The organism is Rhizobium laguerreae (assembly GCF_019778565.1).
In the GTDB taxonomy this organism is placed as follows: Bacteria; Pseudomonadota; Alphaproteobacteria; order Rhizobiales; family Rhizobiaceae; genus Rhizobium; species Rhizobium laguerreae.
This window is the reverse complement of the sequence record NZ_JAAXQT010000001.1, coordinates 145,510-170,816: the sequence shown is the minus strand read 5'-3', so window position 1 is coordinate 170,816 and position 25,307 is coordinate 145,510. Positions and strand designations below refer to the sequence as shown.

The following is a 25,307-nucleotide window of genomic DNA, read 5'->3' as shown; positions in this document are numbered from 1 at the left end:
TCAGCCGTCGACGTGACCGGAAAGGGCAACCTGCGCCGAGGAAACCGCGACGGCGAGGTCGACGCTCTTCACGAACGTGCCGCCGGCCTTGCGCAGGCCGTTTGCAGTGGCCAATTCCCCCGTCGGATTGAGAGGCTTGACCGTACCCGCGTCGAGATCGGCAAGCCAGAGACCCGCCTCACCCGGTATACCTATAATGACAGCTTTCGCCATGTAATGCCCCTCAGCTATTGTTAAAAACCAGCCCTCAACAGGCCCTCACGATAAAGCTTTTTTTGCCAATCTTCCTTGAAGGGAACGATGGCGAGCCACTTCTCGACGTCGAAGACCGGGTTGATACTTTCGGCCCGTTGCCGATGGAAGAGCGCCCGTTTTCGATCGCCGATCATTGCGCAACTGGCCGCGGCGATGCGATGGGCCGGCGCTTTGTCTTTCATCGCCTCAACATAGGCGATGGCCTCCTCGTACTGTTCAAGGAAGAAGCTCGCTCCCGCAGCACACCAGAGATAGGCATCAGGCGCGATCGGATTGAGCGAAATCGCTCTTCTGATCTTGGCGAGCGCGTCGCCGGGGCGGGATGCATGCACGAGCGTGTCGGCATGGCTGTAGATGACATCGGCAAAATGCGGGCTGAGTTGTTCGGCCAGATCAAGTGCGGCGACACTGGCATCGACATCGCCGAGATAGAGTTTGGTGACACCAAGCTCGCGATGGCCCGCCGCCGATGCCGGATCCCGCTCGATGGCCCGAAGCGCGTTCTGCTCCGCCAGATGCAGCAGCTCATTGTTTCCCTGCGCCGTCACGAGCCACTCGCTGGTGAAGGTCCTCGCCAGCCCGGTAAATGACGGAGAGAAATCCGCCTTATGCGACAGCGACTGCTTGAAAGCTTTTCGGGCCCGGCGGATATGCGGCAATGTCAACTTGCTCATAAGGCTCGAGCCGACCAGATAGGCGTGATAGGCCTCAGGATTGGCTTCGAAGCGTAAGCGCTCTTCCTCGTTTTCAGCCAGCTCGCGGGCGACAGACATGGTCAACTGCTGCGCAATCAGTCGTCTCTGACGCGGCAATATATCGGGCGTCATCGTAAAGCGATTAGCCCAGATGATCTCGTCCGTGGGAAAATAAACCAGCTGGGCGAACAATCCCTCTTCGGAAAGCCGTGTATCCAGAAGATAGGCGATCGAGTGACGGGCGACCACGGCAGCCTTCTCGGAGTCGCGCCGGATCTGGCCGGCCGTATGGGGCGCTACGATGGAAATGTTTCTGAGCGCGCAGAGTTCGATCGTGACGTCTTCGATCAGGGCGTTGGCAAGCGCAAGCCCGGCATCGGCATGTTTCGATGTCGGGGGAAGCAGCACCAGCCGAGGTAGGATCAGCGGCGCCTGCGATACGCGTTCGATGTCGGCGGTTGTCTCACCGCCGGCCTCCGAACGCTTAACCTGCACCCTGGCATGGCCGTCGCCGTTCGGCAATCTCTCGCTGAGGGACGAACCGCCGGATAGCCGGTGCAGCAGGGCTCTGACCTGCTCGTCGTTCGGATCCCGTTCGAGGATCTGCAGGGCGGCGCCGGAAATGGAGCGCGCAGCGCCGGGCTTTTGCGCATCCGGCAACGCATCCAGCAGTGCCTGCCGCAATTGCAGCGCCTGAGCGTCCCGTTGCGCTCTGATCCAGGCGTCTATCAGCTTTGTCGCTGGTTTGATATTTCCGATGAACCCACGCTGGGTCAGTTCGGCGATCGCGTTCAGCCGCTCCAGCGGCGAACCGCCGGCGCGAAAAATATCCAGATCGCTGGAAACCGCCTGCGTGTTGAGACGAACCGTGGTGGCGGTGAAATCGAAGGGAATTTCGGCGCGTCCGCCGTCCGTCTCGCGGATGCGGGAAAGCAGTTTGCGCAGATTGAGCCGCGCCAGCTCGGATTCGACGTCATTCCATAGAAACTGAGCCAATTCATAACGGCTGAGTTCATGGCTCGCGCCGGCATAGAGATGGGCCATCATCAACAGGCCCTTGATCGGATAGCGAACCGGGTCGCCATTCGTCTCGATCAACCGCAGATCGCCGAATGTCTGCAGGTGGAGCACGATCCGTCCTTAGCTGTTCACAACCGAATCCTGCAGCTCACTGTCGCTGTCAGGCAATCCCGCGACTGCCAGGCTTTTGGCCAACGCCACCAGCTTTTGCCTGATATTCGGATCCTCGATGGCGATGAATGCCTTGTTGAGCGCCAGCCCCTCCTTCGAGGACAAAAATGTGTTCAATTCATTCGTCGCGCCGTCGACCGGTCCGGAGCCGCCGTTCTCGAAGAAAAAGCCGACGGGCACGCGAAGAATCTCGGATATGCGCTGAAGACGGCTAGCGCCTATTCTATTCGTTCCCTTTTCGTATTTCTGGATCTGCTGGAAGGTAATGCCCAGAAGTTCGGCCAAGCCGTTCTGGGTCATCCCGAGCGTCTTTCGCCGAACGCGCACGCGGTTGCCAACATAGACGTCAATCGAATTCGGCGATTTAGCCTTCATGTGAATAAGTCTCCCGCTTGATCAGCACGCCCGACTGTATAATGGAGAGTTTAAGCAAGAATGCAACTAAAAGTAAATATTTCGTGAGGATTTTTTTCAGCAGCGCACACAGTAAAAACAACCTGTGGATTATCGCAGCAGCACCATTTGGCGCGGGTGCACCCGCGCTCTCTATCGCGCACTTCGCAGCCGACGAATGCTATCCGAAATCACGGCCGCTCCAACACCTCTCTGAGAGGTTTTTGCGCAACGGCGATCATCGACTTGGCGAAAACGGGAATTCTTCCGACATACTCAAAACGAACATTGTCGAAGCCGGCATCCAGCAGCAGCGTGCTCAGCGTGTTTTTCGACCAGAACTTGATATGCCCAATGACGAGGCACAAAGGTGCCCAATTGCCGACAAGAAGCCAAAGATATTTAACGGATAAATGTATACTGACAGCCCGATCGAAACCCCTTCTCGCGCGCCGGAGAAGACAAGCTTGCCCGATAATTCGCCGTCCGCATATGCAAAACAGCCGGTGGGGAAACCGCGGGTTCCCGTGGTCTTCTGGTTGCTGCTGACGATTTCCCTCTCGCTGGTCATGGGAACGGTCCTGCTTTCCAACAACATGAAACACTTAAAGACGGTTAGCCACTATTTTGGCTTCGATTTCTTTCCCCAGGAGGTCAGTCCGCCTCCCCCCAAAGCCCTTCCCCGCCCCATACCACCGGCCACCTTCATGCTTCCATTGCATGTCATCGAACCGCCGGTGGTACAGACCGCCTCGACTTTCCTGCGAACATGGCGGATATCCGGCGCCGCAATGTGTGCGGCGCTGCGCAATGCCGGCATCGAAACCAGCGATTGGGCGGCGGCGAGTTTCAACGCCGATACATTTGAATGCTTTTTCGAGCAGAGCGGCAAGCGGGAGAAGGATCAGCTCCCGAGCTCCATCTTCGTCATCGTTCGCGGCGACGCCACCGGCACGATCAACAATATGCGCGTGAAAATCATCAATCCCGAGACCGATGAAAATGGCCAGCTCGATCCCGCCATTCTGCGAATTTTCGAAATCATGCTGCGGCAACCGCAGTGGCTCGATTTTCACGAGACCCTGAACGCGATCAAGAATCTGAAGGACATCAAGGAAGACGGCTTCGGAGCCAGCATCGGCTTCACCCGCGAGGTGCTCAATCCCGGGAATTACAACTTCACGCTCTCGCTGGATGCAACTTCAGGACCTCAGAAAAGTACAAGAAATTATTTTTCCGGCAGAAGATGGCTGCCGTTGCCGGACCCCGCAGTCGAGATCGACAGCGCGCAACCGCAGTCAGTCTCCGAGACTCCCCATACCGATGCGCCGGCTGAAAGTCAGGAACATCGGCATTAGGTCATCGGCTTCATCCCATGCACGGACTGATCACGCCATGTGACGTGCATCGTCGTGATGTCTGGCCATTATCTTGTAGAGCTCTTTCAAACTGTCCGCACTCGGCCGTTCGGTGCTGTCCCCACCCGCCAGACGCCAGACACGCTCGACATTGAGGTCCTGCGTGACTTGCGCAAGCTCTTCGTTCAGCGAGCGAATGACGATTTCCGATCGGCGCAACCGCCACGACATTCTGACCAGCGCTGCGAACGGGAGGGAAATGATGCCGATGATGCCGAGAACAAGGACCGCGAACTGCCAGTCATCGAGAGCAGAGAGACCGTTTCGAATGGTCGCCATAAAAAAAACGGCATTTTGAAATGCCATATGAAAATAGCTCATCAGATAGCTGGACCAATCTTCCATCGCGCGCGCCCTCCCCGAGCGGTTTATATCTTGGATTATGCTGAAAAGTCTAGCAGACACCAATAATATCCCCTGCCGGGAAAGTATATTTGAGGTTGTATTACTCTGCTGAATTGAACGCGAATCTCGTGATGGATCGGTGCCGACGGGCCCGGCCTTTCAAATTCCACCACGGACATGAAAAAAGCTAACAGTGAGAGATAGAATGAATAGAAGACGTTTCCTCGCCTCGGTTCCGCTCGCTCTGTTGTATGTCCGTACGGGCCAGGCCCTGGCACAGGTGCCTGCCGCTGCAGGCCTGCGCGTCCTTGCCGACAGGAGGTCGTTCCGATTCGGATCGGCAATCGATTTGCAAAACATCAAAGATCCAATCGCTGCCGAGATCTACATCGACAACGTCAATTCAATAACGCCGCGAAACGAACTGAAGTGGAGTGCGACGGAAAAGAGACCGGGTGTTTTCAGCTTCGGCAGCGCCGACCGTATGGTTGCATTTGCGCGCAAAAACAACATGAGGGTTTATGGCCATACGCTGATCTGGTATCGCGTCCCGGGCTGGGTGTCTGATATCACCGACGCAAAGACCATTCAGGCGACGATGAACCGTCATATAAAACAGGTTGTCACTCGCTATAAGAACTCGATCGATGCTTGGGATGTGGTAAACGAACCGTTGGAGTATGATGCACCGGATCTGCGGGATTGTGTTTTCCGACGCCTTCTTGGCGACGATTATATCCGTATGAGTTTCGACATGGCGCACCAGGCCAATCCCGGCGCGACGCTGGTGCTCAACGAAACGCATCTGGAGAAAAAATCCGACGTGTTCGAACAGAAGCGCGCGCGCATCCTGAAAATCGTCGAGGATCTCGTCGCCAAAAAAACGCCGATCAATGCGGTAGGTCTGCAGGCGCATTTCCGCCCCGGCCTCGACCGGATCGATCCGGAAGGAATGGGACGCTTCTGCGCGGCGCTGAAGGACATGGGTGTCGGCGTTTTCATCACCGAACTGGATGCGTCCTGTCACTTCCTGAACCGCGACAAAGCCTTCACGCCGGCATCCTACGCCGATATTTTCAGTGACGTGATTACCGTTGCCGCCGAACATGGTGACTTGAAAGGCGTGACGGTATGGGGCATGTCGGAAAAATACGGCGAGCCCGATGAGAAAGCGACCGATCCCGCTGCGGCTTGCACGAAGCGCGTTAATCTTTACGACGAAAACAATGCGCCACGAAGTGCGGCTGACGGGATCCGGCGGGCAATAGAGGCGATGTGATGCGCAAGACAACGGAGACGCAAACAGATTCATGAAAAAAGCCGTTATTTATGTGGAAAAATTTTTGCCTGCCAGCCAGGCATTTGTTCTCAACCAGGCGGTAGCGTTTCGTTCTTTCGAAGCTGAAATTCTTGCTGGCTCGCGAATTTCTTCGGCCCATACAAAAAAATCCACTGTTCCGGTTCATGACATCCGTCGGTCGCCCGTTGCACGGGCCGGTGAACTGCTTCTGAAAATCCCGCAGATCGGTCTCCCCTTCCTCTTTCCCGCGATCGGAAAAGCCGATCTCGTTCATGCCCATTTTGGCAAGAACGGGTATGTCATTGGCCCATTGGCGCGCGCCGCCGGCAAGCCGCTGGTCACGACGTTCCACGGCTTCGATGCCACCTATCGCGGTGATCCGAAAAAGCCGGGCGGCTTCAATCAGGTGCGTTTCTTTGCCAAGGGCCGGAGCGACATGGCCGGCTGGAACAGCTGGAACATCGCCGTTTCCGATTTCATCCGCGACCGGCTGCTGGCGCTCGGCTTTCGTGCCGAACGTGTCTATCGCCATCACATCGGCATCGATCTCGATCTCTTCAAAATGGAGCCTCGTCCGCGAAAAAAAGGGCTCGTGGTTTCAATTGCCCGCTTCGTCGACTACAAGGGCCATCGTTTCATGATCGATGCGCTTTCACGGGTGGCCGCCGCCGGCACCCCTGTCGAATTCGTCATGGTCGGCCAAGGTCCCTTGAAGGAGGAAATCGAAGCACTGGCGCGTCGTTCCTTGCCAAGCGTCACGATCCATGAAAATCTGTCGCAGACTGAGATAAGAGATCTGCTCGCCAGTGCGGAGCTTTATCTTCATGGAAGCGTGACCCTCGACAATGGTCACGCCGAAGCTTTCGGCCTCGCCAATCTCGAGGCGGAAGCCGTCGGTACTCCGGTCGTCGCATTTCGCTCGGGAGGCGTGGGCGAAGCGATCGAAGAGGGGAAAACTGGTTATCTCGTGGAGGAGCGGGATGTCGCGGGAATGGCGGAGGCGGTCGGAAGGCTGCTCAACGACCAGGCTCTGTGGACAGCCTTTAGCGCGCGGGCACCGCTTCTGGTGGCCGAGCGTTTCGACTTACGTCGCCAAACGGGGATGCTCGAGGACTATTACAGTTCCGTGCTAGACGAATTTTCCAGCCGGGGTCGGACTTGATGGTGCAGACAGGAAAAAAGCCGAAGTGGGGACTGAATGTATTTCGGCCGCTGCGGAACAGCATTGTGACGGCCAAATGGCTCTACTATACGAAATTCTGGGGAATGGACATCGATCCGACGGCAAGCTTTTCCTTGAGCGTTCGTTTCGACAAGACCAACCCGAAGGGATTGCATATCGGCGCGGAAACTTACGTCGCCTTTGAGGCTGCGATTCTCACCCACGATCTCACACGCGGGCTCTACCTCCACACGAGGATCGGCAAGCGCTGCTTCATCGGCGCTCGCAGCATCATTCTGCCCGGCGTCGAGATCGGCGACGAATGCGTCATCGGCTCGGGCTCGGTGGTGACCAAGAACGTGCCGCCGCGCTCGCTCGTGGCGGGCAATCCGGCAAAGATTATCCGCAGCGACATCGAAATTATCTCGCGCTACGGACGGATTAAGGAAGGCAGCGGCTACGCACCAGAAGCCATGCGTAGTCTCGCCGGCGCTTCGGAAGAAGCTTCAGCTGTGACGCGATCAGCGTCCTGATCGCAACTGAGCGGTAACAAGAGCCTTCACAGAACGCAGCGATAAGATCCAGCGGGGCAAGAATGACTAAAGTGTCGGTTATCATCCCATGCTTCAACGCAGAGGATTTCATAGGGGAGGCGATCGAATCCGCTTTGAAGCAAACCATTGCCGATCTGGAAGTGATTGTCATCGACGACGCTTCAATGGATGGCTCGCGCGCCATCATTTCTGCAAAAGCGAGCGAAGACAGTCGGGTTGTGCCCATATTTCTGGAGAGGAACGCCGGCCCTGCCGCAGCGCGGAACGTCGCTTGGACAAGATTAACCGGAACTTGGGTGACCTTACTTGATGCCGACGATCTTTTCCTTCCTGACAGACTTGAGCGTCTCGTCTCTTTTGCCGAGACGCAAGACGCGGACGTCGTTGCCGACAATCTGAGCATTCGGCACTTTGGTGACGACACGCATATTGCGGCGGCATTTCCTCAGGTGGCGGCTGGTGAAGTCCTACCGGTCGATCGTGCGTTCTTCTTTCGAAATGTTTGGTCCGGACCACAGAGATACGGAATGGGCATTTTAAAACCCCTGTTTCGCGCGAAGTTTGTCAAAGAACATTTCATTTCCTATGACGAGCGCTATCGAATTGGCGAAGATATGCTGTTCTACATGAGCTGCATTCTAGCCGACGCAAAATATTATATCCTCGGCGACTGCCTCTACGTCTATAGAAAAAGAGCAGACTCCATAAGCAACGCGGGAGAACATATTTTTACAACGCTCGCTTCGATATGCAGTGAAGTGCTGTCTACAGATCGAAGGCTAACGTCTGAAGATCGGAAACATCTTACGTCCGGCCGCCAAGGGATGCTGGAATATTTCCATTGGAGGCAGCTTCGAACGCTTCGAAGACAAGGAGATAAGATTGGATTTCTATCATACATCATCAAACGACCGTCCTCGTTATTTTTCATGATCAGAATGAGCCTGGCTTGGCGATTGAATAGAGGATAGCCGCAGATGTTCTTGTATTATTTCAAAGCGTCAGTTTCGAATTTTGGCGATGAGTTGAATGCATGGCTCTGGCCGCAAATCATGCCAGAAGTCAAATTCGATGAAGATCAATCAACTGTTGTTCTGCCTATCGGCTCGATTATCCAGGATACCTTCCCTGCAACCTCTCGCAAAATAGTTCTGGGTTCAGGCTATGGCGGTTATGCGCCCAAACCGACAGTCGACCAGACCTGGAGTTTCTATTTTGTGCGTGGACCGCAGACGGCGGAAGTGCTGGGTATCGATCCTAAACTGGCGATAACGGATGCCGCCATATTATTGAGGGCAAGACCGGAGCTGCTAGATCCCCGCCCGAAAAAGCATGCCGTCTCCTTCATGCCTCACTGGGAGTCCGCGCTTTATGGCTCTTGGAGAGAGATTGCAGACGGGGCGGGCATCAACATTATCGATCCCACTGCCGACGTCGATCACATACTTGATGAGCTGCGAGCAACCGAGGTTTTGGTTACTGAAGCAATGCATGGTGCAATCGTGGCGGATACGTTGCGCGTTCCCTGGATACCAGTCGTTCCGACCGGGCCGGCGCACCGTTTTAAGTGGATGGACTGGTGCCGTTCCATGAGCGTCGCATATGAGCCAGATAAGATCGGCCCCTCCACCACGATGGAGTGGGTAAAATTGACCAAAATATCTCCCAACCATCTGGCCCGCCGGGTGACGCGTCGTATGGGTTGGATTAGCGACCCTTTTGTAAGAGCAAGCGCCATCAAACAGCTAAAGAGAATTGCAAAGCTGAAACCGATTTTAAGCAGCGACGCAGTTTGCATGCAGAGGGCCGAACAGGCCTTCGAAAAGCTTCAACTCTTCCGCAATGACTATGCGAGGGGCGCCTTTGACAACTGAAACAAGCACCCCGCGCATGCAAGCTGGATTTGAAACGAGACTAGGCATGATGATTTCAATCACTCTTACGACCGGCCGCTCCCGTTGCGAGCATCGCACGCTTGATTGGGAATGTTGCCCGCTCGAATGGTCATCCTCATTGAAATTCGGAGCTGGTTGGCTATGAAGAATGTCACTGACAGGCTCATAAAGGGCAGCGTGTGGCTTAGCTTTTCGCGGGCCATCGTCAACGGACTTTCGGCGCTAAGCACTTTTGTCTTGGCTTGGTATCTGGCACCTTCAGATTTTGGCTTGGTCGCCATCGCAACGACGATCCAAATTATTTTAAGTTCTGTTACCGACCTTTCTCTTGGCCAGGCCCTCATCCGCCACGAATCTCCCAGCGAGAATCACTTCAGCGCGGTTTGGACGTTGAGCGTGACACGAAGTGCCATACTTGGCCTGGTGTTTGCTGCCGGGGCTTATCCAATCGCCGAGTTTTACAGCGAGCCACGGCTGGTCGGCGTGATGTTTGCTTTGAGCTTCAGCCTTTTCATGAGCGGTCTGGGTAATCCGCGTCGCGTTATGCTCCAGCGCGATCTCATATTTTGGCAAGAATTCGTACTCAATGTCTCGCAAAAGCTAATAGGATTCATCGTGACGGTGGCAGTTGCCGCCATCTATCAGAGTTATTGGGCACTTGTTATCGGCACGCTCGCCTATCAGGTGACCAACATCATCGTATCCTATACTGTCTTGCCGTTCTGGCCGCGCATCACCTTTCGGCATGCGCGAGAATTGTTTTCCTTCTCACTCTGGCTGACGGCAGGACAAATCGTCAACACACTGAACTGGCGGGTCGAATACCTGCTGATTGGAAAGTGGTTGGGTGCCACGGAGCTTGGCCATTATACGGTCGGCAATACACTTTCGACACTTCCGACCCGTGAAGCTACTGCGCCCTTGAACCAAACAATATATCCGGGCTTTTCCAGAGTGCGCCATGACCCTGTTCGCCTTACCGCAGCTTATCAGCGTGCACAGGCGCTTTTGGCTGCAGTGGCGCTACCGGCAGGGATTGGCATGGCGGTGGTGGCCGACCCGATGATAAGGTTAGCCTTAGGCGAGAAATGGATTCCTGCCATTTTCATTGTGCAGGCGCTGGCTTCTGTCTTCGCCTTGCAAACTCTGGGTTCGCTTGTCCAAGCATTGGGAATGGCAAAGGGCCATACTAAATTGCTGTTTATCCGCGACACTCAGATGCTGGTGACTCGCGTCCCCATCATTATTGTTGGTCTCCTGCTTGCCGGGCTTCCGGGGGTGATCTACGCTCGGGTGTTAACGGGACTGATTTCGACGGTTGTTAACATGCTTTTGGTAAAGCGGTTAATCGGGCTTGCTTTTTTTCAGCAGCTCGCCGCGAACTTCCGTGCGCTTGTTAGTGTCGCTTTCATGGCTGCTGGGATCTTAGGATTGTCGCATATTCTGAGTATGCCGACAGACAAACCGGCTCTGGCCCTCCATCTTGCTATTCTGGTCGTTACCGGAGGCATCATCTATGTAGGATCGAGCTTGACCCTTTGGATCGCAATGAAGAAGCCGAACGGGCCGGAGACCGAAGTCCAGCGCATAGTTATCAAAACTCTGTCAAAAGCCAGACGTATCGCCGTGCCTAAGTCGGCCTAGTAGTCAACGAACATCACAAGAGAGGCAGAATGACCAGCCAATCCAGATCGGAGCTGATCGCAAAACTTAATGGTATGATCCATGATTGCCTGAGAGACTATGTCTCAAGCGATGAACCACTTGCAATTCTCGACTTTCCCGACATCCGAAACTGCGGAGATTCTGCGATCTGGTTGGGCGAAATGGCATATCTCAAGGATCGCTTCGGCAAACGCCCGGACTACGTCTCACGAATACGCGATTTCTCGGCTGATGAACTGAACCGGCGCGTGCCGACTGGCCCGATTTTCGTTCATGGTGGCGGAAATTTCGGCGATATTTGGGTTGCCCACCAGGATTTCCGGGAAGCGATCATGGAGCGGTTTCCGGATCGGCAGATCATCCAGTTCCCGCAGTCGATCCACTACAGTTCGCCTCAGCGCATCGAGCAATCCAAACACGCAATTGGCCGTCACAAGAATTTCGTTTTGCTCGTCCGCGATGAAGAGTCAAAAGAGTTTTCCGAAAAGCACTTCGACTGCATCGTGCGGCTCTGCCCTGATATGGCCTTTGCTATCGGTCCCCTTCCCGAAAGAGCAACCCAGTTGTCTGTGCTCGCTATGTTGCGAGAAGATGCAGAGCGAGTTGGTAGCTCCGATCGCAAGATCCCCTCCGACATACCGGTGGAAGATTGGATAACAGAATCGAAACGGAGAGTGGATATCGCCAAGAAATTGGGGGCCGCTTCGGCCTTTCTCGCGTTGAAGCCAAGTGAACTGGCTTTGCGCACGCTAGACGCAGCAGCCCACAACCGCTTCGAGCGCGGCATCAGTCAGATTTCGCGCGCCCGCGCAATCGTCACCGATCGCCTGCACGTTCATATCTGCTCGCTGCTGCTCGGTCGCCCGCACGCGGTGCTGGACAACAGCTATGGAAAGATCCGCCGCTTCATGAACGCATTCTCCGGCGGTACGGATCTTTCATACAAAGCGACCTCGCTCGAAGACGGAATCGAGTGGGCGCGTCACCAGGCCGCTAAGGAACGTGTCGATGAAAAAGAAGCTGTGAGCTTGCGGGCTTAAAGGGGGTCATTCGATGCCACTTCTCACCTTCATCATTCCGGTCCGACATCAGGACAATGCCCGCGATTGGAGCAAGCTGAAAGCTAATCTCAGTCAGACGGTGACCTCGATTTCTAATCAAACCAACGGAGATTGGCGCGGGATCATCGTGGCGAACCAAGGAGCTGACCTCCCTGATCTACCAGAGAAATTCTCGGCGGTTCGCGTAACGTTTCCGCCGAATGACATGCACGAACTTGGCAAAGGCAGCCAGGAGGACTTCCTCGATGCCTTCCGCGCAGACAAGGGCCGGCGCGTTTTGAGTGGAATGTTGACAGCCGCTGATAGCCGCTTTTTTATGATTGTCGATGACGACGATTTCGTCAGCTCCCGGATCGTTCAACACGTATCGGAAAACCAGGACGCCAACGGGTGGACGATTGACCACGGCTACATCTGGGACAATGGCGGGAGTTTCCTGTTTGAGCACGACGACTTTAGCCATCTTTGCGGTACCTCTCTGATCATTCGCGCTGATCTCTATCAAATGCCGAAACGGTTTGAGGATGCTTCGCTCGATTGGATCAAGTCGATGCTGGGCAGCCACGTCCGCATTGCGAATATTCTTGCGCAACGTGGAACACCGCTAGCGAAACTTCCGTTCAGGGGGGCCGTCTATCGCGTTGCTCATGGCGGCTCGCACAGCCGAGCGCCAAGTCTGATGCGGCAGTATTTCCTCAATCGCGGCGTTCTTCTAAAGCCGAAACGATTGCTGCGCAACTTCCGCAAGCTGAAAATGGTCGGGGGCGGTTATAGGCGCGAGTTTTTCGGCAAGGCGTGACCAAAATCCGCATAATGAACCATGTCCGAAAGCGTTACTGCTGATGGAAATACAAGAGCGTTCGGAGCATTCAAATGAGCAAAGTCAAAGTTACGATACTTTTCTCGACATATAACGGTGCGAAGACTCTGCCAACGATGCTCGATGCATTATGCTCTTCGACCCTCCCGAAGGATGAATGGAAGATCGTTGCCGTCGATAACAACAGCAGAGACAACACTGCAGAAGTCTTGAAATTCTATCAAGAGCGACTTCCGCTGGAAGTTTATTTTGAGCCCAAACAAGGCAAGCAACACGCGCTGACTTTGGGCTTCCGCCATTTGGAGGGCGAACTGATCATTTTAACTGATGACGATGTTATTCCCGAGCCGAATTGGATCGAGGAATTTCTCGCTTTGGCAGATGAGCAGCCGCAGTTCGGTATATTCGGTGGTTTGATTACGCCCGAATGGGAGGAAAAGCCCGAGCCGTGGTTGATGAAGTATGGGCATCTGGGGATCCTCTATGCTTTGAATGACGATCTTCCCGAGGGACCGATTTCCGCGGCGTTGATATCAGGGCCGAATTCGGCCTTCCGTCGTTCCATTTTAGGACCTGGCTATATCGTTCACGACGGTCTCGGTCCTGATGCCACCGTCGCTCAGTTTCCGATGGGTGAGGATACTGCTTTCGCTTTGAGGCTGGAGAAGAACGGAGCCAGCGCCTTTCACTCGCGACGCCCAAGGGTTCGACACATTGTCAGGAAGGGCTATGTGAAGGAAGGCTGGGTTTTGCGGCGAGGCGAGCGCTACGGCATGGGCTTGGTTGTCATTCGACCGAGCCTGTTCGACAGCAAAATAAAAATCGGCGGCCTGCCCATCGGTAGTGCTTTGAGATGGCTTATGATGGCGCCTGCCAGCTTCATTCTGAAGAGATTTCCGCTAAGCGGCGTTCGTTTCAAATTGCTCTGGGCGCAGTCGGTGAGGCAGGGAATCCTGCGCCAATTTCTCAAGCAGCGATCTTCGATGAATAACACGATCTATTCTCACGTTGGCGCCAAATGATGACAGAATTAAATCGCGACATTGACAGGAAGTGCTCTCGCTACGGAGGCAGGGGCCGGACTTTCGCACGTCAGGAGGCAGGTGGGCTTGATGACAGATCCAAGAATTAGTGTTGTCTTTTCGACCTTCAACGGCGCCAGCAGACGGCTTCAACAGATGCTGGATTCGATGTTGGAGCAAAGCCTTCCATTTGAACAATGGGAACTAATCGCCGTCAATAACGCCAGCAAAGACGAAACACAGCAGCTTCTCGATCAATACGCGAAGAGACTTCCAATTGTTCTTGTGAATCATACCCGCCCAGGCAAATCAGGAGCCATGAACGCAGCTCTGGCGATAGCTCGAGGAGCGCTGATCGTTTTTACGGACGACGACGTCGAGGCAGATGTGAACTGGTTGAGTTCGATCGCTGCATGCGCGGAGGCGAACCCGAATTTCGGCGTTATCGGCGGCCGAATTCTTCCAAATTGGGAGCATTATCCCCATGGGGATCCGCTGTTGGACTGGATCCCGATGGGATCAACCTTCGCCATAGCCGACCAGGAATCCAGTGGCCCATGCGACCCGACAAAAATTTGGGGTCCGAACACGACTGTACGTCGCGAATTGCTTGGCAGCAATGTTCGATTCCGCGAAGATATCGGGCCGCTTCCAGGAGGTCTTTTCGCAATGGGAGAGGATACGGAAATTGTCAGCCGCCTATCCCGAAGCGGCGTGAAAACCTATCGGTGCGCCGAGGCCATTGTTCATCATTGGATTCCAGCCTCTAGCGTGACAGAGGCTTGGGTACAGAAGCGTGGGGAACGTCTTGGCTATGGAATGCCAGCGCTCTTCGCCGAGGACATTCCAAAAGGTATAAGGATCGGGGGAATCCCTTTAAGAACCTGGATCGAGAGCGCCAACTGGGCGGTTCGAGCAGCCCTCCTTTATCCGTTGCCACGATCAAAGAAGCGGTTCTGGGCCATCTGGAAGTACTATTACATGCGTGGCTACCGCGCCGGACTTCGCCGATACGCACGGGCGGTAAATCATTCTGGTCGACTAGCGCAGGAGGCCGTGCATTGAAAATATCGGTGCTGATCAACAATTTCAATTACGGCCAGTATTTGCGCCCATGCATCGACAGTGTTCTGTCACAGGTCTATCCCGACTTCGAAGTGATCGTGGTCGACGATGGCTCCACCGATGATTCCAAAGGGATTCTTGCTTCCTATGGCGAGCGGATCCTGACCGTATTGAAGGAAAATGGTGGCCAGGCATCGAGCTTCAATGCGGGTTTTGCCGCCGCAAGCGGCGATATCCTCTTTCTCCTCGATGCCGATGATGCGTTTCTGCCCGGCAAACTCGCCCGCATCGCCGAGATCTACGATCGCAACGAGATCGACTGGTGCTTCGACCGCGTGACGACCGAGGAAAGCGACCAGCCTCCTGCAGAGTTGCAAGTGACCTTGTTCGACAAGCGGGATACGCTGCGCAAGGGCGGCTTTCCCTCGCTTCCGGTGCCGACCTCCGGCTTGAGCTTCCGCCGCGAGCTGCTGTCCCAGATCCTGCCAATGTCTGTCGCGAAAGACGTCGTCCTCAGCGACAATTACATCAAGTTTGCAGCCGCCTATCTGGGTCGCGGCGCCATCGTCGAAACACCGCTGACCTTTCAACGCATTCATGCCTCGAACCGCTATACGGGCACAAGCAGGGCGAAAACACTGCGCCCGCGGATCATGATCGCGACAGGATTGGAACTGGCACGCCGCTATGACGGCCTCCAGGCACTCGGCAAGAGCCTCGTGGCCGGCGGAATTGCTGAAACGACATCGCTTCTGAAGCTCCCGAGCGAAGCTCGCAACACAGTGGCCGGCGGTCCGTTCGGCGATGCTGCCGCGACCGAAGTGGCCTTGATGGCGGCGCGCAAGCGTTTGGGAAATATGCTGCGGAGAGGACAGTCATGAATCAGCAAGAAACTTTTCCGCATTCATCTGTCGGCGCCGATCAGGCAGGTGCTTCGCCGTTGAACATTGCGGTCGGTGTGCTGACTTATCGGCGTCTGGACGGGATCGCCAAGCTGCTTGACGTCATGACCCGCCAAATCCGGCATCCGGACCGTCCCTATCATCTCACCATGGTGATCGTGGACAATGATGCGGCCGGCAGCGCAAAGGCCACGGTGGAGGGCTTTGGCCAGACAGGCGCCTACGACCTGATCTACATCATCGAACAAAACCAGGGCATACCCTTTGCGCGCAATCGCGCGCTGGATTCGGCACCTCCCGGCACCCACCTCTTCTGCTTCCTCGACGATGACGAGTGGCCGGTCGACGGCTGGCTGGACGCGATGCTGGAGACCCGGGAGAAAAACCGCGCCGATTGCGTTTACGGTCCCGTCCAACCGGTCTATCCGGAAAACCCACCGGAATATTTCATCAAGGCAAGGGTGTTCGAGCGCAAGAAGAACACCGACGGTCAACGCATTTCTTATGCGGCCTCGAACAACGTCATGTTCGACTATCCCCTGATCCGCTCCTGGAATCTGCGTTTTGAAGAGAAGATGCGCTTCACCGGGGGCACGGACTACCTTTTCTTCAACCAGGCCATTCGCCGTGGCATGCAGGTTTTCTGGGCTGACAAGGCACTTGTCCATGATATCGTTCCGGCCAGCCGGATGACCTGGAAATGGGTGTTGCAAAGACAATACCGGCTCGGCAATACCTTCGCAGTCAGCGAGGTCCTGCACGGCAACCTGAAGCGCCGGATCTACCGAGCGGCCTATGGCGCCACGAGAGTCATGCTTGGGCTGGCCATGCTGCCGGCGATCCTGATTTCACCCTATTGGGGCATGCGTGCCCTCACCCATGTTCTGCGCGGCGCCGGCATGGTTAATGGGATTCTCGGACATGCATACCAGGAATACAAGCCCAATGCCGCTCTCTGATATTGTTTGCGCGAGCGCGCTTGGAAGAGTTCTGCCCCTTATTATGTTCCAGTTGAAAACCTCATGAGTGATTGGCTGTCCATAAACTTCAAGGCTTCAATCAACCGGGCCAAAAATGGTACACTTCTGCTGAACTATCGTGACACAATCGCTGTTCGAACCGAACGGTTTTTCGCCCTTATCCATCGGTCAAATATAGGAGATGCCTGTTTATGACTGAGAAAAAATTGAAGGTTCTCGCTGCCTCGTCAGGAGGCGGCCACTGGGAACAGCTGATGGCCATGCGCGGCGCATTTGAGGGCTGCGATATCGTCTTTGCAACGACCATCCCGGGACTGCTTGCAAAATACGACATTCGCGGCGGACTAGTCCTTCCCGATTGCAGCCGCGACTCGATTACCATGTCGATCCGGTGCTTTTTCACCGCCTTCTCCATCGTCATCAAGCACAGGCCCGACGTCATCATCTCGACCGGTGCCGCGCCCGGGCTTTTTTGCCTGCTGGCCGGCAAATTGACGGGTAAGCGGACAATCTGGATCGATAGCGTCGCCAATGTCGAGAAGCTGTCTCTATCGGGTAAACTGGCCGGCCATATTGCGACGCTCTGGCTCACGCAATGGCAACATCTGTCGAGGCCGGATGGCCCCCATTACGCAGGAGCTGTCCTTTGATCCTTGTCACCGTCGGAACGCAACTGCCGTTTGATCGCCTTGTCAAGGCTGTCGACACCTTTGCAAACGAACTGTCGCAACCGGTTCTGGCGCAGATCGGCAAGGGCACCTACACGCCACAGAATATGAAATGGATCAAGAATATCGAGCCCAAAGACTTTGATAACGTCTTTCGTGATGCAAGTGTCATCGTCTCTCATGCGGGAATTGGCACCGTGCTTACGGCCAAGCGTTTTGGAAAGCCGATCATTCTCGTTCCCCGACAGGCAGCTCTCGGCGAGCACCGAAACGATCATCAGCTCGCCACCGTGAGCCAGCTCGTCGGCCGGCCGGGCATCTATGTCGCACACACCGACGACGATCTCCGGAACTATCTGCTCGAAGAGCTGGATAGCCCATCTCACGAAGATTCGTCGGAGGCCGGTCGGGCTTCACTGGTGACCTACCTGAAAAACTATATTACGGCAGTCTGACCCCGAGAGCCGTCATAGCCTCTGACGCTTACGAGCGAAATTTCATTCTCCGCAATTGTTGCCGGCGATACGTTTGACGAGCTCAGGCGCAATGATTTTGGAGGCTATGTCGGGCAGAGGATGCACGCCATCAGGAATTGCCGTGGCCAGAACATCCGGCGTCAGACGCTCCCAATTGGGCCGGTGGTCGACAAACTCCAGACCACGTTTTTGCGCCTCCGCCTCATGTGCAGAGACATAATTGTCGACAAAGGGACGGACCAGCCCACGCAATCCTGAAAACGGATTCATGGCCATGACGATGATTCGCGCTTGCGGCAGGCGCTGCCGGAGCTGGTCGAGGATGTCGCCGATATTCTTTCGGCTTTGCGCCAGCGACACGAACCGATGCAATGTCGCATCATTGGCGTAGAGCTCAATCAGGATGATATCCGGCTGCTCGGCAACGACGCGATCAATCTGGGTCAGAGCCCACAGTGACGTTTCACCGCTTTTTGCAACGCTCTCGACCTTCACCGGCTTCTGCAGGCAGGCTGCAAGCTCCGTCTCAAGGGCAGGCTGCCATCCCCCTCGCGCCGTCAAGGATGTTCCGAAGGCCACTATTTTCAGCGGCTGAGGATTATCGGCATAGCCGTTCCTGACCGCCGAAAGCATCAACAGACACGCCAGAAACAGAACCAGTCCATAGACCGGTCGCCTCTCAATCAGCACCGCTCGCCAAAACTCCAAGCATATCATGAGGAGACCTTGCAGCAGGCTTGAGACAATTTCGTGAAATGGCCGCGCATGCCTGTTCGAGCAATGCGAAACCGTCCAATCCCCATCCTGGTAGATGACAACGGCAGCTTTGAAACGTCGGAGCTCTTAACGGCGTGAAACAGCCGCCAATCACTCCTGGCGAAATACGTGCTGCATCTGATCGGTCAGCGGCTTCGTCAGATAGGATATCACGGTCCGATCGCCGATCTTGATGAAGACCTCCGCCGGCATGCCGGGATAGAGTTTTATCGTCTTCAATTTGGCAATGCTTTCAGCTTTCGGCTTGACGCGCAGGGGATAGTAGCTGATGCCCGTGCGCTCATCCTTGACGATATCGGGCGCTATCGAGGTAATCTCACCGGCCACATCAGGCGTCGTGCGTTGATCGAAAGCGCTGAAACGCACATCGACCGACTGGCCGACGTGAACCTGATCAATATCGCGGGTGGCGACTTTCGCCTGGACCGTAAGCTCGTTATTTTCGGGAACGACGAGCATCAACGTCTGACCGGGATCGATGACACCATTGACGGTGTGAACCGAAAGTTCGTGTACTCGCCCAGTCAACGGTGCGGTAATGTCGAGACGGTGCAGCTGATCGACTGCGGTTCCGCGGCGCTCTTCATATTCGGCGATCTGCGCCTCGACGTCGGTCAGGTCTTTTGCAATCTCCGAACGACGATCCTCATCCAGCTGGATCGACTGGCGATCGATCTCGATTGCCTTACCTTCGGCCTCCGCCTTAGCTGCGATTTCCTGGCCGCTGTTGCCCTGGAGATCGGCGCGGGCGCGCTTGAGCGTATTCAAACGCTGAAGCGTGACGAGCCCCTTCTTGTAGAGCGTATCAATGCCCTCGAGCTCCTGTTCGATCAAGCCCAAGGCATCGTTGGTGGCATTGATCTGAACGACCAATCCCTTTACCTGCTCGCCCAGTTGATCCTTGCGCGATGCCAACTGGCTCTTCATTCCGATAAGCGCCGTCCTGCGACTGTCGAACAACTTCTGCTCGCCATCAAGAAGCTTCTCGGCGGAGGTGCTGGATGTCAGATCCCTGATGTTTTCCTCGACCTCGAACGAATCGGCACCGATTCGTTCCGCCTTCAGACGGGCGCGGCGCGCATAAAGCTGAGCAAGCGTGCTTTCGACAATCGAGAGATTCGCTCTCGTCGTCGTCCCATCGAGCCGTATCAGCACCTGCCCTGCCGTCACATGGTCGTTTTCGGAAACCAGCAATTCCGACACGATACCACCTGTCAGGTGCTGGACCTTCTTGACATCGCCGTCGACGACGATCACGCCCTCGCCGATGACGGCGCTCGAAAGCTCTGTCGTCGCCGCCCAACCGCCAATGCCGCAAACGAGGGCTATCGACAGCACACCGACAACGGCAACATGCCGATTGAGAGAGCGTTTCGATTCACTGATATCTTTATTCACAATCTTCCCTCTGGCCTATTCGGCCGCATTCATGCCGTCGACCACGACTTTAAGCTGGGCCACGCGCTCGGCAATCGGCGTGCGCGCCGCCTCCGGCCGGCTGACCCTTGCCAGAACTTCCTCTTTGGGACCAAAGGCGATCATGCGGCCGTCCTGCATCATCAGCACGAAGTCGCAGACCGCCAGAACGCCGGATCGATGTGCGATGACGACCACAATGCCGCCCCGCGCCCGCACGCTCATGATCGCGGCACTCAGCGCCCGCTCGCCTTCTTCATCGAGATTGGAGTTTGGCTCGTCGAGCACGACGAGGAATGGCTCGCCGTAAAGCGCTCTTGCAAGCGCGATACGCTGTCTCTGGCCAGCCGAAAGCGCAGCACCGCCTTCGCCGATTTCGGTTTCGTAACCGTTCGGCAAACGAAGGATGAGATCGTGAACACGCGCCGCCCTCGCCGCGGCAACCACCCTCTCAGGCGACATTTCCTTCGCAAAACGGCAGATATTCTGGGCAACAGTTCCCGAGAAAAGCTCTACATCCTGCGGGAGATAACCGATATGCCGGCCAAGTGCGTCGCCGTCCCACTGGTCGAGTGCTGCGCCATCGAGGCGAATGGATCCTCTGACGGTCGGCCAGATACCCATCATCGCCCGCGCCAACGACGACTTACCCGAGGCACTGTACCCAATGACCCCAAGCGCGCTCCCTGCCCGTAAGCCGAAGCTGACATCCGAAATGACCAGGCGCTGACCCGCCGGTGGCCCGCTCGCCAGTCCTTCGACAGTGACTTGCTTGGTAGGAGCCGCGAGTGCAAGGGGGGCCGGAATCTCGGGAATGGTTTTCAGCAGGCTCGAAAGCCGCGCCCAGCTCTGCTGAGCAGAAACGAAACCACGCCAATTCCCGATCGCCGCTTCGACAGGCGCCAGGGCGCGAGAGGTCAATATCGAGCCGGCGATGATAATGCCCGAAGAAGCCTGCCCCTGAATGACCAGGATTGCGCCGGTCGCGAGCGTTCCCGATTGCAAAGCAATACGGAAAATCTTCGACAAGGTCGCATATCCATTGCCGATGTCCGATGCCTGCCGGGTGATCGTCCGGTATTCACTGTTCTTGCGGTCCCAGATTTCGGCCATCGTGCCTGCCATGCCCATGGCGTGGATGACCTCGGAGTTGCGGATCGAGGTCTGCGCGAAGGCATTTCGCATATTGGCGGAGTCAGATTGTTTTTTTGAGAGCGTACGCGTTCCCTGATTGGTCATGAATGTCAGGATGGCGAGAACCAGCGATCCACCAATCGCGATATATCCGATCGCCGGATGAAAGAGGAAGCAGATCACGATATAGAACGGCAACCATGGCAGGTCGAACATCGCTGTCGGGCCCTGGCCGGACAGGAAGGTTCTGATCTGGTCGAAGTCGCGCAACGGCTGAAGCCCGTCGCCGCCGATTTTGACCTTCAACGGAGCCTTGATCAGCGCCCGGAACACGCGCCCGTTCACCATCTCATCAAGCGCTCCGGCAACACGCACCAGCATCCTGCTTCGCAGAACCTCGAAAGCTCCTTGAAACGTGTAAAGCATCAGCGCAAGTATTGCCAGGACAGCCAGCGAAGGTATGCTTTTGCTGGGAATGACCCGGTCATACACCTCAAGCATAAAAAATGAACTTGTAAGGTATAGGATATTGATAAGCGCGCTTGCTATTCCAATGAAAACAAGCCCCCCCTTGCATTTCTTTAATGCTTTGGACGGCTCGCTGACATCAGCTGCTGAACTCTGAAACACGAAGTAATCCCTCTCTTACCGCATCGCACGAAAGCAAATTGCCGGCGCACACTCCAGCTCCGGGTCCATCGCGCCCGATCAATGACACGACTGCCTTGGACCCCCGACACTGGCGCCGGACCCGCTTTCAAGCCCACGACCTATTACATGAATCCAACCAAAAAGTGACCAAAAATTCCAATTTATAACGAGTGGCTTCAGGGATTCTGACTTGACGCTACGCTAAATATACCAACCTGAGCAAGTGAAAATCGCAAATTGCCCAACAACGGCGCAGATAGATGAACGTATCGCGCGCATATTAGCGGCGCTTACTGGGGAGTTAACTATAAATTCAATCTATAGTTCATTTTTCCTATGAACGGCGGAACTATTTTTTATCCGCGCCTTCGACCGCCGACACCCCTTCATCATCAAGCTTTCAAGTGTTGAACACCCGCCGGCGCTCTCTAATTTGGCTTGTTCAAACTAGCAGGTGCGACGCTTGGCTGCTATGGAACGCATCCACATTGATATACACGCCGAGCGAGTCGGTATCGATGTGAGAAGCGCCGTCAGAAATCTTATATTGGAAGGTTTCGCTGACCTTTCCGCTGAGACCGGCGATTTTCACCGCGTCGACCGTATAGGTGTAATCACCATCGCTCTCCACATGGATGACGCCGTATTTACCGGTCAGCGTCAGGCCATGCTTATCCACGGCACTGTCACCGAAGCGACGAAGCAGCACGGTTCCATTGATTGCGCTATCGTTTTCGAGGAGGTTGCCATGATAGGCACCGCCCGTATCCGTGGAGATTTTCAGGCTGTCATGGGCTGCAACAATCCTGGCGGCGACGGTGGGTGCGGTCGGAACCTGCACTTCGTCCGCGGGCGCCGGAGTGCTTGTCTGCGTCGGAGTTGACGGCTCGACAGGCGGCTCCACAACCGGCGTGGTAGGCGTCTCACTGTTGGACGGGGTGTTGCCAGTCGCAGCGTCGAGTTCGGCCTGCGCTTGCTCCAGGGTCTTATTGTCGTTGATCAAGAAGGTGCTCTGGAGGGCAATTGCGACGGGCATCGTCAACGTCGACACCGCGCTGTCGATGATATTTTCATGGAAAGAGCCGGATGCAGGCCTGTCGACCTTCAGCGCCGAGGACGACAGGTCGTCAAAGACATTGCCATGAATATCGATATCGGTGCGTGCATAACTTGGGTAACCTGCAGCGCTGATCGACACGCCCCAGACGCCGTCATGAATATAGTTTCCACTGATATCGTAATTTGTCGCATTGCCCTGATCGCCAAGGCCGATACCGTAGGACCAACTATAGCCGCCGTATCCCGAGATGTCGTTGTCGTGGATGGCGATATTCGTCCCCGCCTGGGCACTCAACCCAAAGCCACCGCCGATGAGCGTGTTGCCATCGACCACGGCATTTACAGCCCCGACCAGCACAAGGACCCCCTTAGCGCTATTGGTCTCCGTCTGCTCCAGATGATTGTCCTTGACCAGGATATTGCTGCTGTTGTTGAGTTGGATGGCGTCTGCCGCGCTGCCTTGGCTGTTGGTGACCGTATTGTTGATCAGGGTGACGCCGTTCACCTTGTCCATCCAAATGCCATCGGCATGCACCCCGGTCAGCGTGCTGTTCTCGATCGTGATGTTCTGGCTGCTTTGGAAGCTGATCGAGCCCGGCTTTCCAGCAAGGCCTGTATTTGTCACCTCGACGTTGCGAACCGTCCAGTTCGATACATTCCCTGCATATATCGCGTTAGCGCCGGTATCAGCGATCTTAATATTCTCGATGACGATGTTAGACGCCTTCGACCCGTGGATGCCGTCATTGCTGCTATGAATGACCGGCGCATCGCCGACACCGTAACTGCCGATCGTGATTGGAGCGGCGACGCTGCCGGAATATTTCAAATCGAATTGCTCGTTAAACACGCTTCCGGCGGCAAGCAGCACGCTATCGCCCGGATTGAGCCTGAGCGCCTCGACAGCGGAGAGGGTCGCGAAAGCCGACTGCTCGCTCACTCCACTGTTCTGATTGGATCCTGTTGCCGAATTTACATAGTAGACGGTCACGCCGTGATCTCCCAAAGATACTGGAAAATCTTTTACCCGCGGACCTCTCTCTGCCTGCTAAAATGGAACACTAAAATGCGTTCTATCTCGCGATAATTCTTACGCCCCCAAAAAACTTCTTCATTTCTCGAATATTTTGCATTGCAACAAAAATTGCACCGCACAGTTATGACGATGTTACTCAATATCTCTAGTGTAAATAAGATTATTCTCCACGCATCGCATATTATTTTACGCCAATTGCGTTTAGAAAGAAACATTACTTGATAAACAAATGTTACCAAATCATGACATCAGTTACCTCGCCGAAAATCAGACGCCGGTGCGGGAACCGAAGCAAGGCCGAGATTTCAAGCTGTAGCCCGCAGTGATTATATCAACATCTCATCTGCGCATAAGCACCTCCGCGTATTCTTATAAATTGCCCCCGAATAAACATTCTTCTCCTCTTAAGAAACAGAGGTCCGAATCTACCATTTGGTATTCTCAATTATTATTAACGTAATAATTACCATGCTTTTCATCGCCTTATGCGTGTTACAGGTGTGTCATTATTGTACAATACAGCCGAAAATGTTCACGCGCTGTTAATTGCACCCTTGACTCTCCGTATTAAGATATCCTTAATCGACCAGCTCGCTAAAGGTCAGAATTGACCTAGCAAAGAAACAATTCGAGGAGAGACAGTAATGGCTATTCATGCAACAGATGATAGTGCAACATTCCTGGAAACCGACGCTATTTCCGGAAATCTTCTGGCGAACGATACATCCGATGGGAACTTGTTCCTTCGTTTTTTCGATCAGCAGGGCGTTGGCGCCAAGCAAGGCAACAGCCAGGTCACCGAAATCCAGGGCGATTACGGCACCTTCTTCGTCAAGCCGGACGGCAGCTATACCTATGTTCTGAGCGACGCTGCCAAGGTCGGCTTCACCAATGGTGAATTGCTCCAGGAGAAGGTCTCGTACAAGATCTCTGATGGTGCCGGTCACACCGATGTCGGCCTGTTCACTCTGAATATTCAGGGCGTAACCCAAGTCAAGCCGATCGCTGTCGACGACAGCTACAGCTTCACCGAAGGCGACGCCATCAGCGGCAACGCCCTGGACAACGATATACCCGGCGACAATGGCAAGCTTTTCCTCCGTCAGTTCGACGGCACGAGCGTAAACGGCGATCCAAGCGCAACGACCGACGTCGCCGGCACGTATGGCACGTTCCATGTCAAGGCAAATGGATCATTCACCTATGATCTGACAGCAGATATAGCTCCGGGGGACCAGGTCACGGAGACCGTTCAGTTCTACAAGATCTCCGACGGCGAAGGCCACACCGACGTTGGCATTTTGACACTCAACATCACTGGCGCGGACGCAGAAGTCTGATCATCAATAGCCAACCAAAAGGCAACG

At 55.1% G+C, this 25,307-nt stretch carries 24 protein-coding genes and 1 pseudogene; 16 read left to right on the top strand and 9 right to left on the bottom strand.

Annotated features, from left to right (window positions below):
- The 4 genes and pseudogenes from HFO71_RS00830 to HFO71_RS35680 form a co-directional block, all read right to left on the bottom strand.
- Nucleotides 1-213, bottom strand: coding sequence for a hypothetical protein (locus tag HFO71_RS00830; protein WP_077979023.1), 213 nt, complete (start codon nt 211-213; stop codon nt 1-3).
- Between the two features lie 20 nt (nt 214-233).
- Nucleotides 234-2,081 carry a peptide antibiotic resistance protein gene (locus HFO71_RS00825; protein ID WP_017961649.1) on the bottom strand — a complete coding sequence of 616 codons (1,848 nt, stop codon included), beginning with the start codon at nt 2,079-2,081 and terminating at the stop codon, nt 234-236.
- Between the two features lie 9 nt (nt 2,082-2,090).
- The gene (locus tag HFO71_RS00820; RefSeq protein WP_017961650.1) at nt 2,091-2,516 is read right to left on the bottom strand and encodes a helix-turn-helix domain-containing protein; all 426 of its coding nucleotides are present in this window, start codon (nt 2,514-2,516) and stop codon (nt 2,091-2,093) included.
- 171 nt (nt 2,517-2,687) lie between these two features.
- Nucleotides 2,688-2,887, bottom strand: a pseudogene (locus HFO71_RS35680) (class I SAM-dependent methyltransferase); the annotation flags it as partial.
- A gap of 114 nt (nt 2,888-3,001) precedes the next feature.
- Here HFO71_RS35680 and HFO71_RS00810 point away from each other — a divergent pair.
- A complete protein-coding gene (locus tag HFO71_RS00810) occupies nt 3,002-3,892 on the top strand; it encodes a DUF6030 family protein (RefSeq protein ID WP_221954175.1) in 891 nt (296 codons plus the stop codon).
- Nucleotides 3,893-3,922: 30 nt separating this feature from the next.
- Here HFO71_RS00810 and HFO71_RS00805 read toward each other — a convergent pair whose 3' ends face one another.
- A complete protein-coding gene (locus HFO71_RS00805; protein ID WP_077979025.1) occupies nt 3,923-4,297 on the bottom strand; it encodes a hypothetical protein in 375 nt (124 codons plus the stop codon).
- Between the two features lie 205 nt (nt 4,298-4,502).
- Between HFO71_RS00805 and HFO71_RS00800 the strand changes: the two genes are divergently transcribed.
- The 14 genes from HFO71_RS00800 (at nt 4,503) to HFO71_RS00735 (ending at nt 17,846) form a co-directional block, all read left to right on the top strand.
- Complete coding sequence (locus HFO71_RS00800) at nt 4,503-5,576, top strand: endo-1,4-beta-xylanase (RefSeq protein WP_221987692.1); 1,074 nt, start codon at nt 4,503-4,505, stop codon at nt 5,574-5,576.
- Nucleotides 5,577-5,607: 31 nt separating this feature from the next.
- Entirely contained in the window at nt 5,608-6,759 is a 1,152-nt protein-coding gene (locus tag HFO71_RS00795) for a glycosyltransferase (RefSeq protein WP_221987459.1), read from the top strand.
- A complete protein-coding gene (locus HFO71_RS00790) occupies nt 6,759-7,292 on the top strand; it encodes an acyltransferase (protein ID WP_131710308.1) in 534 nt (177 codons plus the stop codon). The genes HFO71_RS00795 and HFO71_RS00790 overlap by 1 nt, the downstream gene beginning before the upstream one ends.
- Nucleotides 7,293-7,354: 62 nt before the next feature.
- Entirely contained in the window at nt 7,355-8,284 is a 930-nt protein-coding gene (locus HFO71_RS00785) for a glycosyltransferase family 2 protein (RefSeq protein ID WP_168257471.1), read from the top strand.
- A 6-nt stretch (nt 8,285-8,290) separates the two neighbouring features.
- Complete coding sequence (locus tag HFO71_RS00780) at nt 8,291-9,187, top strand: polysaccharide pyruvyl transferase family protein (protein WP_221987457.1); 897 nt, start codon at nt 8,291-8,293, stop codon at nt 9,185-9,187.
- Nucleotides 9,188-9,349: 162 nt separating this feature from the next.
- Nucleotides 9,350-10,852: a lipopolysaccharide biosynthesis protein gene (locus tag HFO71_RS00775; RefSeq protein ID WP_168257470.1), complete on the top strand. Its 1,503-nt coding sequence runs from the start codon at nt 9,350-9,352 to the stop codon at nt 10,850-10,852.
- A gap of 29 nt (nt 10,853-10,881) precedes the next feature.
- Nucleotides 10,882-11,913, top strand: a complete 1,032-nt coding sequence (locus HFO71_RS00770) for a polysaccharide pyruvyl transferase family protein (RefSeq protein WP_168257469.1) — start codon at nt 10,882-10,884, stop codon at nt 11,911-11,913.
- A 13-nt stretch (nt 11,914-11,926) separates the two neighbouring features.
- A complete protein-coding gene (locus HFO71_RS00765; protein ID WP_168257468.1) occupies nt 11,927-12,733 on the top strand; it encodes a galactosyl transferase in 807 nt (268 codons plus the stop codon).
- Nucleotides 12,734-12,807: 74 nt separating this feature from the next.
- A complete protein-coding gene (locus tag HFO71_RS00760; protein ID WP_168257467.1) occupies nt 12,808-13,776 on the top strand; it encodes a glycosyltransferase in 969 nt (322 codons plus the stop codon).
- A gap of 90 nt (nt 13,777-13,866) precedes the next feature.
- Nucleotides 13,867-14,841: a glycosyltransferase family 2 protein gene (locus HFO71_RS00755; protein WP_168257466.1), complete on the top strand. Its 975-nt coding sequence runs from the start codon at nt 13,867-13,869 to the stop codon at nt 14,839-14,841.
- On the top strand, nt 14,838-15,722 hold the full coding sequence (locus tag HFO71_RS00750; RefSeq protein WP_168257465.1) for a glycosyltransferase family 2 protein: 885 nt from the start codon (nt 14,838-14,840) through the stop codon (nt 15,720-15,722). Before HFO71_RS00755 ends, HFO71_RS00750 begins: the two co-directional genes overlap by 4 nt.
- Nucleotides 15,719-16,702, top strand: a complete 984-nt coding sequence (locus HFO71_RS00745; RefSeq protein WP_168257464.1) for a glycosyltransferase family 2 protein — start codon at nt 15,719-15,721, stop codon at nt 16,700-16,702. Before HFO71_RS00750 ends, HFO71_RS00745 begins: the two co-directional genes overlap by 4 nt.
- A gap of 212 nt (nt 16,703-16,914) precedes the next feature.
- Nucleotides 16,915-17,373, top strand: coding sequence for a glycosyltransferase family protein (locus tag HFO71_RS00740; protein WP_011653119.1), 459 nt, complete (start codon nt 16,915-16,917; stop codon nt 17,371-17,373).
- Complete coding sequence (locus tag HFO71_RS00735) at nt 17,370-17,846, top strand: glycosyltransferase (protein ID WP_221987455.1); 477 nt, start codon at nt 17,370-17,372, stop codon at nt 17,844-17,846. The genes HFO71_RS00740 and HFO71_RS00735 overlap by 4 nt, the downstream gene beginning before the upstream one ends.
- A 42-nt stretch (nt 17,847-17,888) precedes the next feature.
- Here HFO71_RS00735 and HFO71_RS00730 read toward each other — a convergent pair whose 3' ends face one another.
- From HFO71_RS00730 to HFO71_RS00715, 4 genes are all read right to left on the bottom strand, one after another.
- Nucleotides 17,889-18,584, bottom strand: coding sequence for an SGNH/GDSL hydrolase family protein (locus tag HFO71_RS00730; protein WP_221987454.1), 696 nt, complete (start codon nt 18,582-18,584; stop codon nt 17,889-17,891).
- Nucleotides 18,585-18,734: 150 nt separating this feature from the next.
- On the bottom strand, nt 18,735-20,042 hold the full coding sequence (locus tag HFO71_RS00725) for an HlyD family type I secretion periplasmic adaptor subunit (RefSeq protein WP_027663929.1): 1,308 nt from the start codon (nt 20,040-20,042) through the stop codon (nt 18,735-18,737).
- 15 nt (nt 20,043-20,057) lie between these two features.
- Nucleotides 20,058-21,824, bottom strand: a complete 1,767-nt coding sequence (locus HFO71_RS00720) for a type I secretion system permease/ATPase (protein ID WP_027663928.1) — start codon at nt 21,822-21,824, stop codon at nt 20,058-20,060.
- A gap of 463 nt (nt 21,825-22,287) precedes the next feature.
- Nucleotides 22,288-23,895, bottom strand: a complete 1,608-nt coding sequence (locus tag HFO71_RS00715) for a right-handed parallel beta-helix repeat-containing protein (protein WP_221987453.1) — start codon at nt 23,893-23,895, stop codon at nt 22,288-22,290.
- A gap of 689 nt (nt 23,896-24,584) precedes the next feature.
- On the opposite strand from HFO71_RS00715, the gene rapA2 reads away from it, so the two are divergent.
- A complete protein-coding gene (gene rapA2 / locus HFO71_RS00710) occupies nt 24,585-25,280 on the top strand; it encodes a calcium-binding lectin RapA2 (protein ID WP_168257461.1) in 696 nt (231 codons plus the stop codon).
- Nucleotides 25,281-25,307 lie beyond the last annotated feature (27 nt).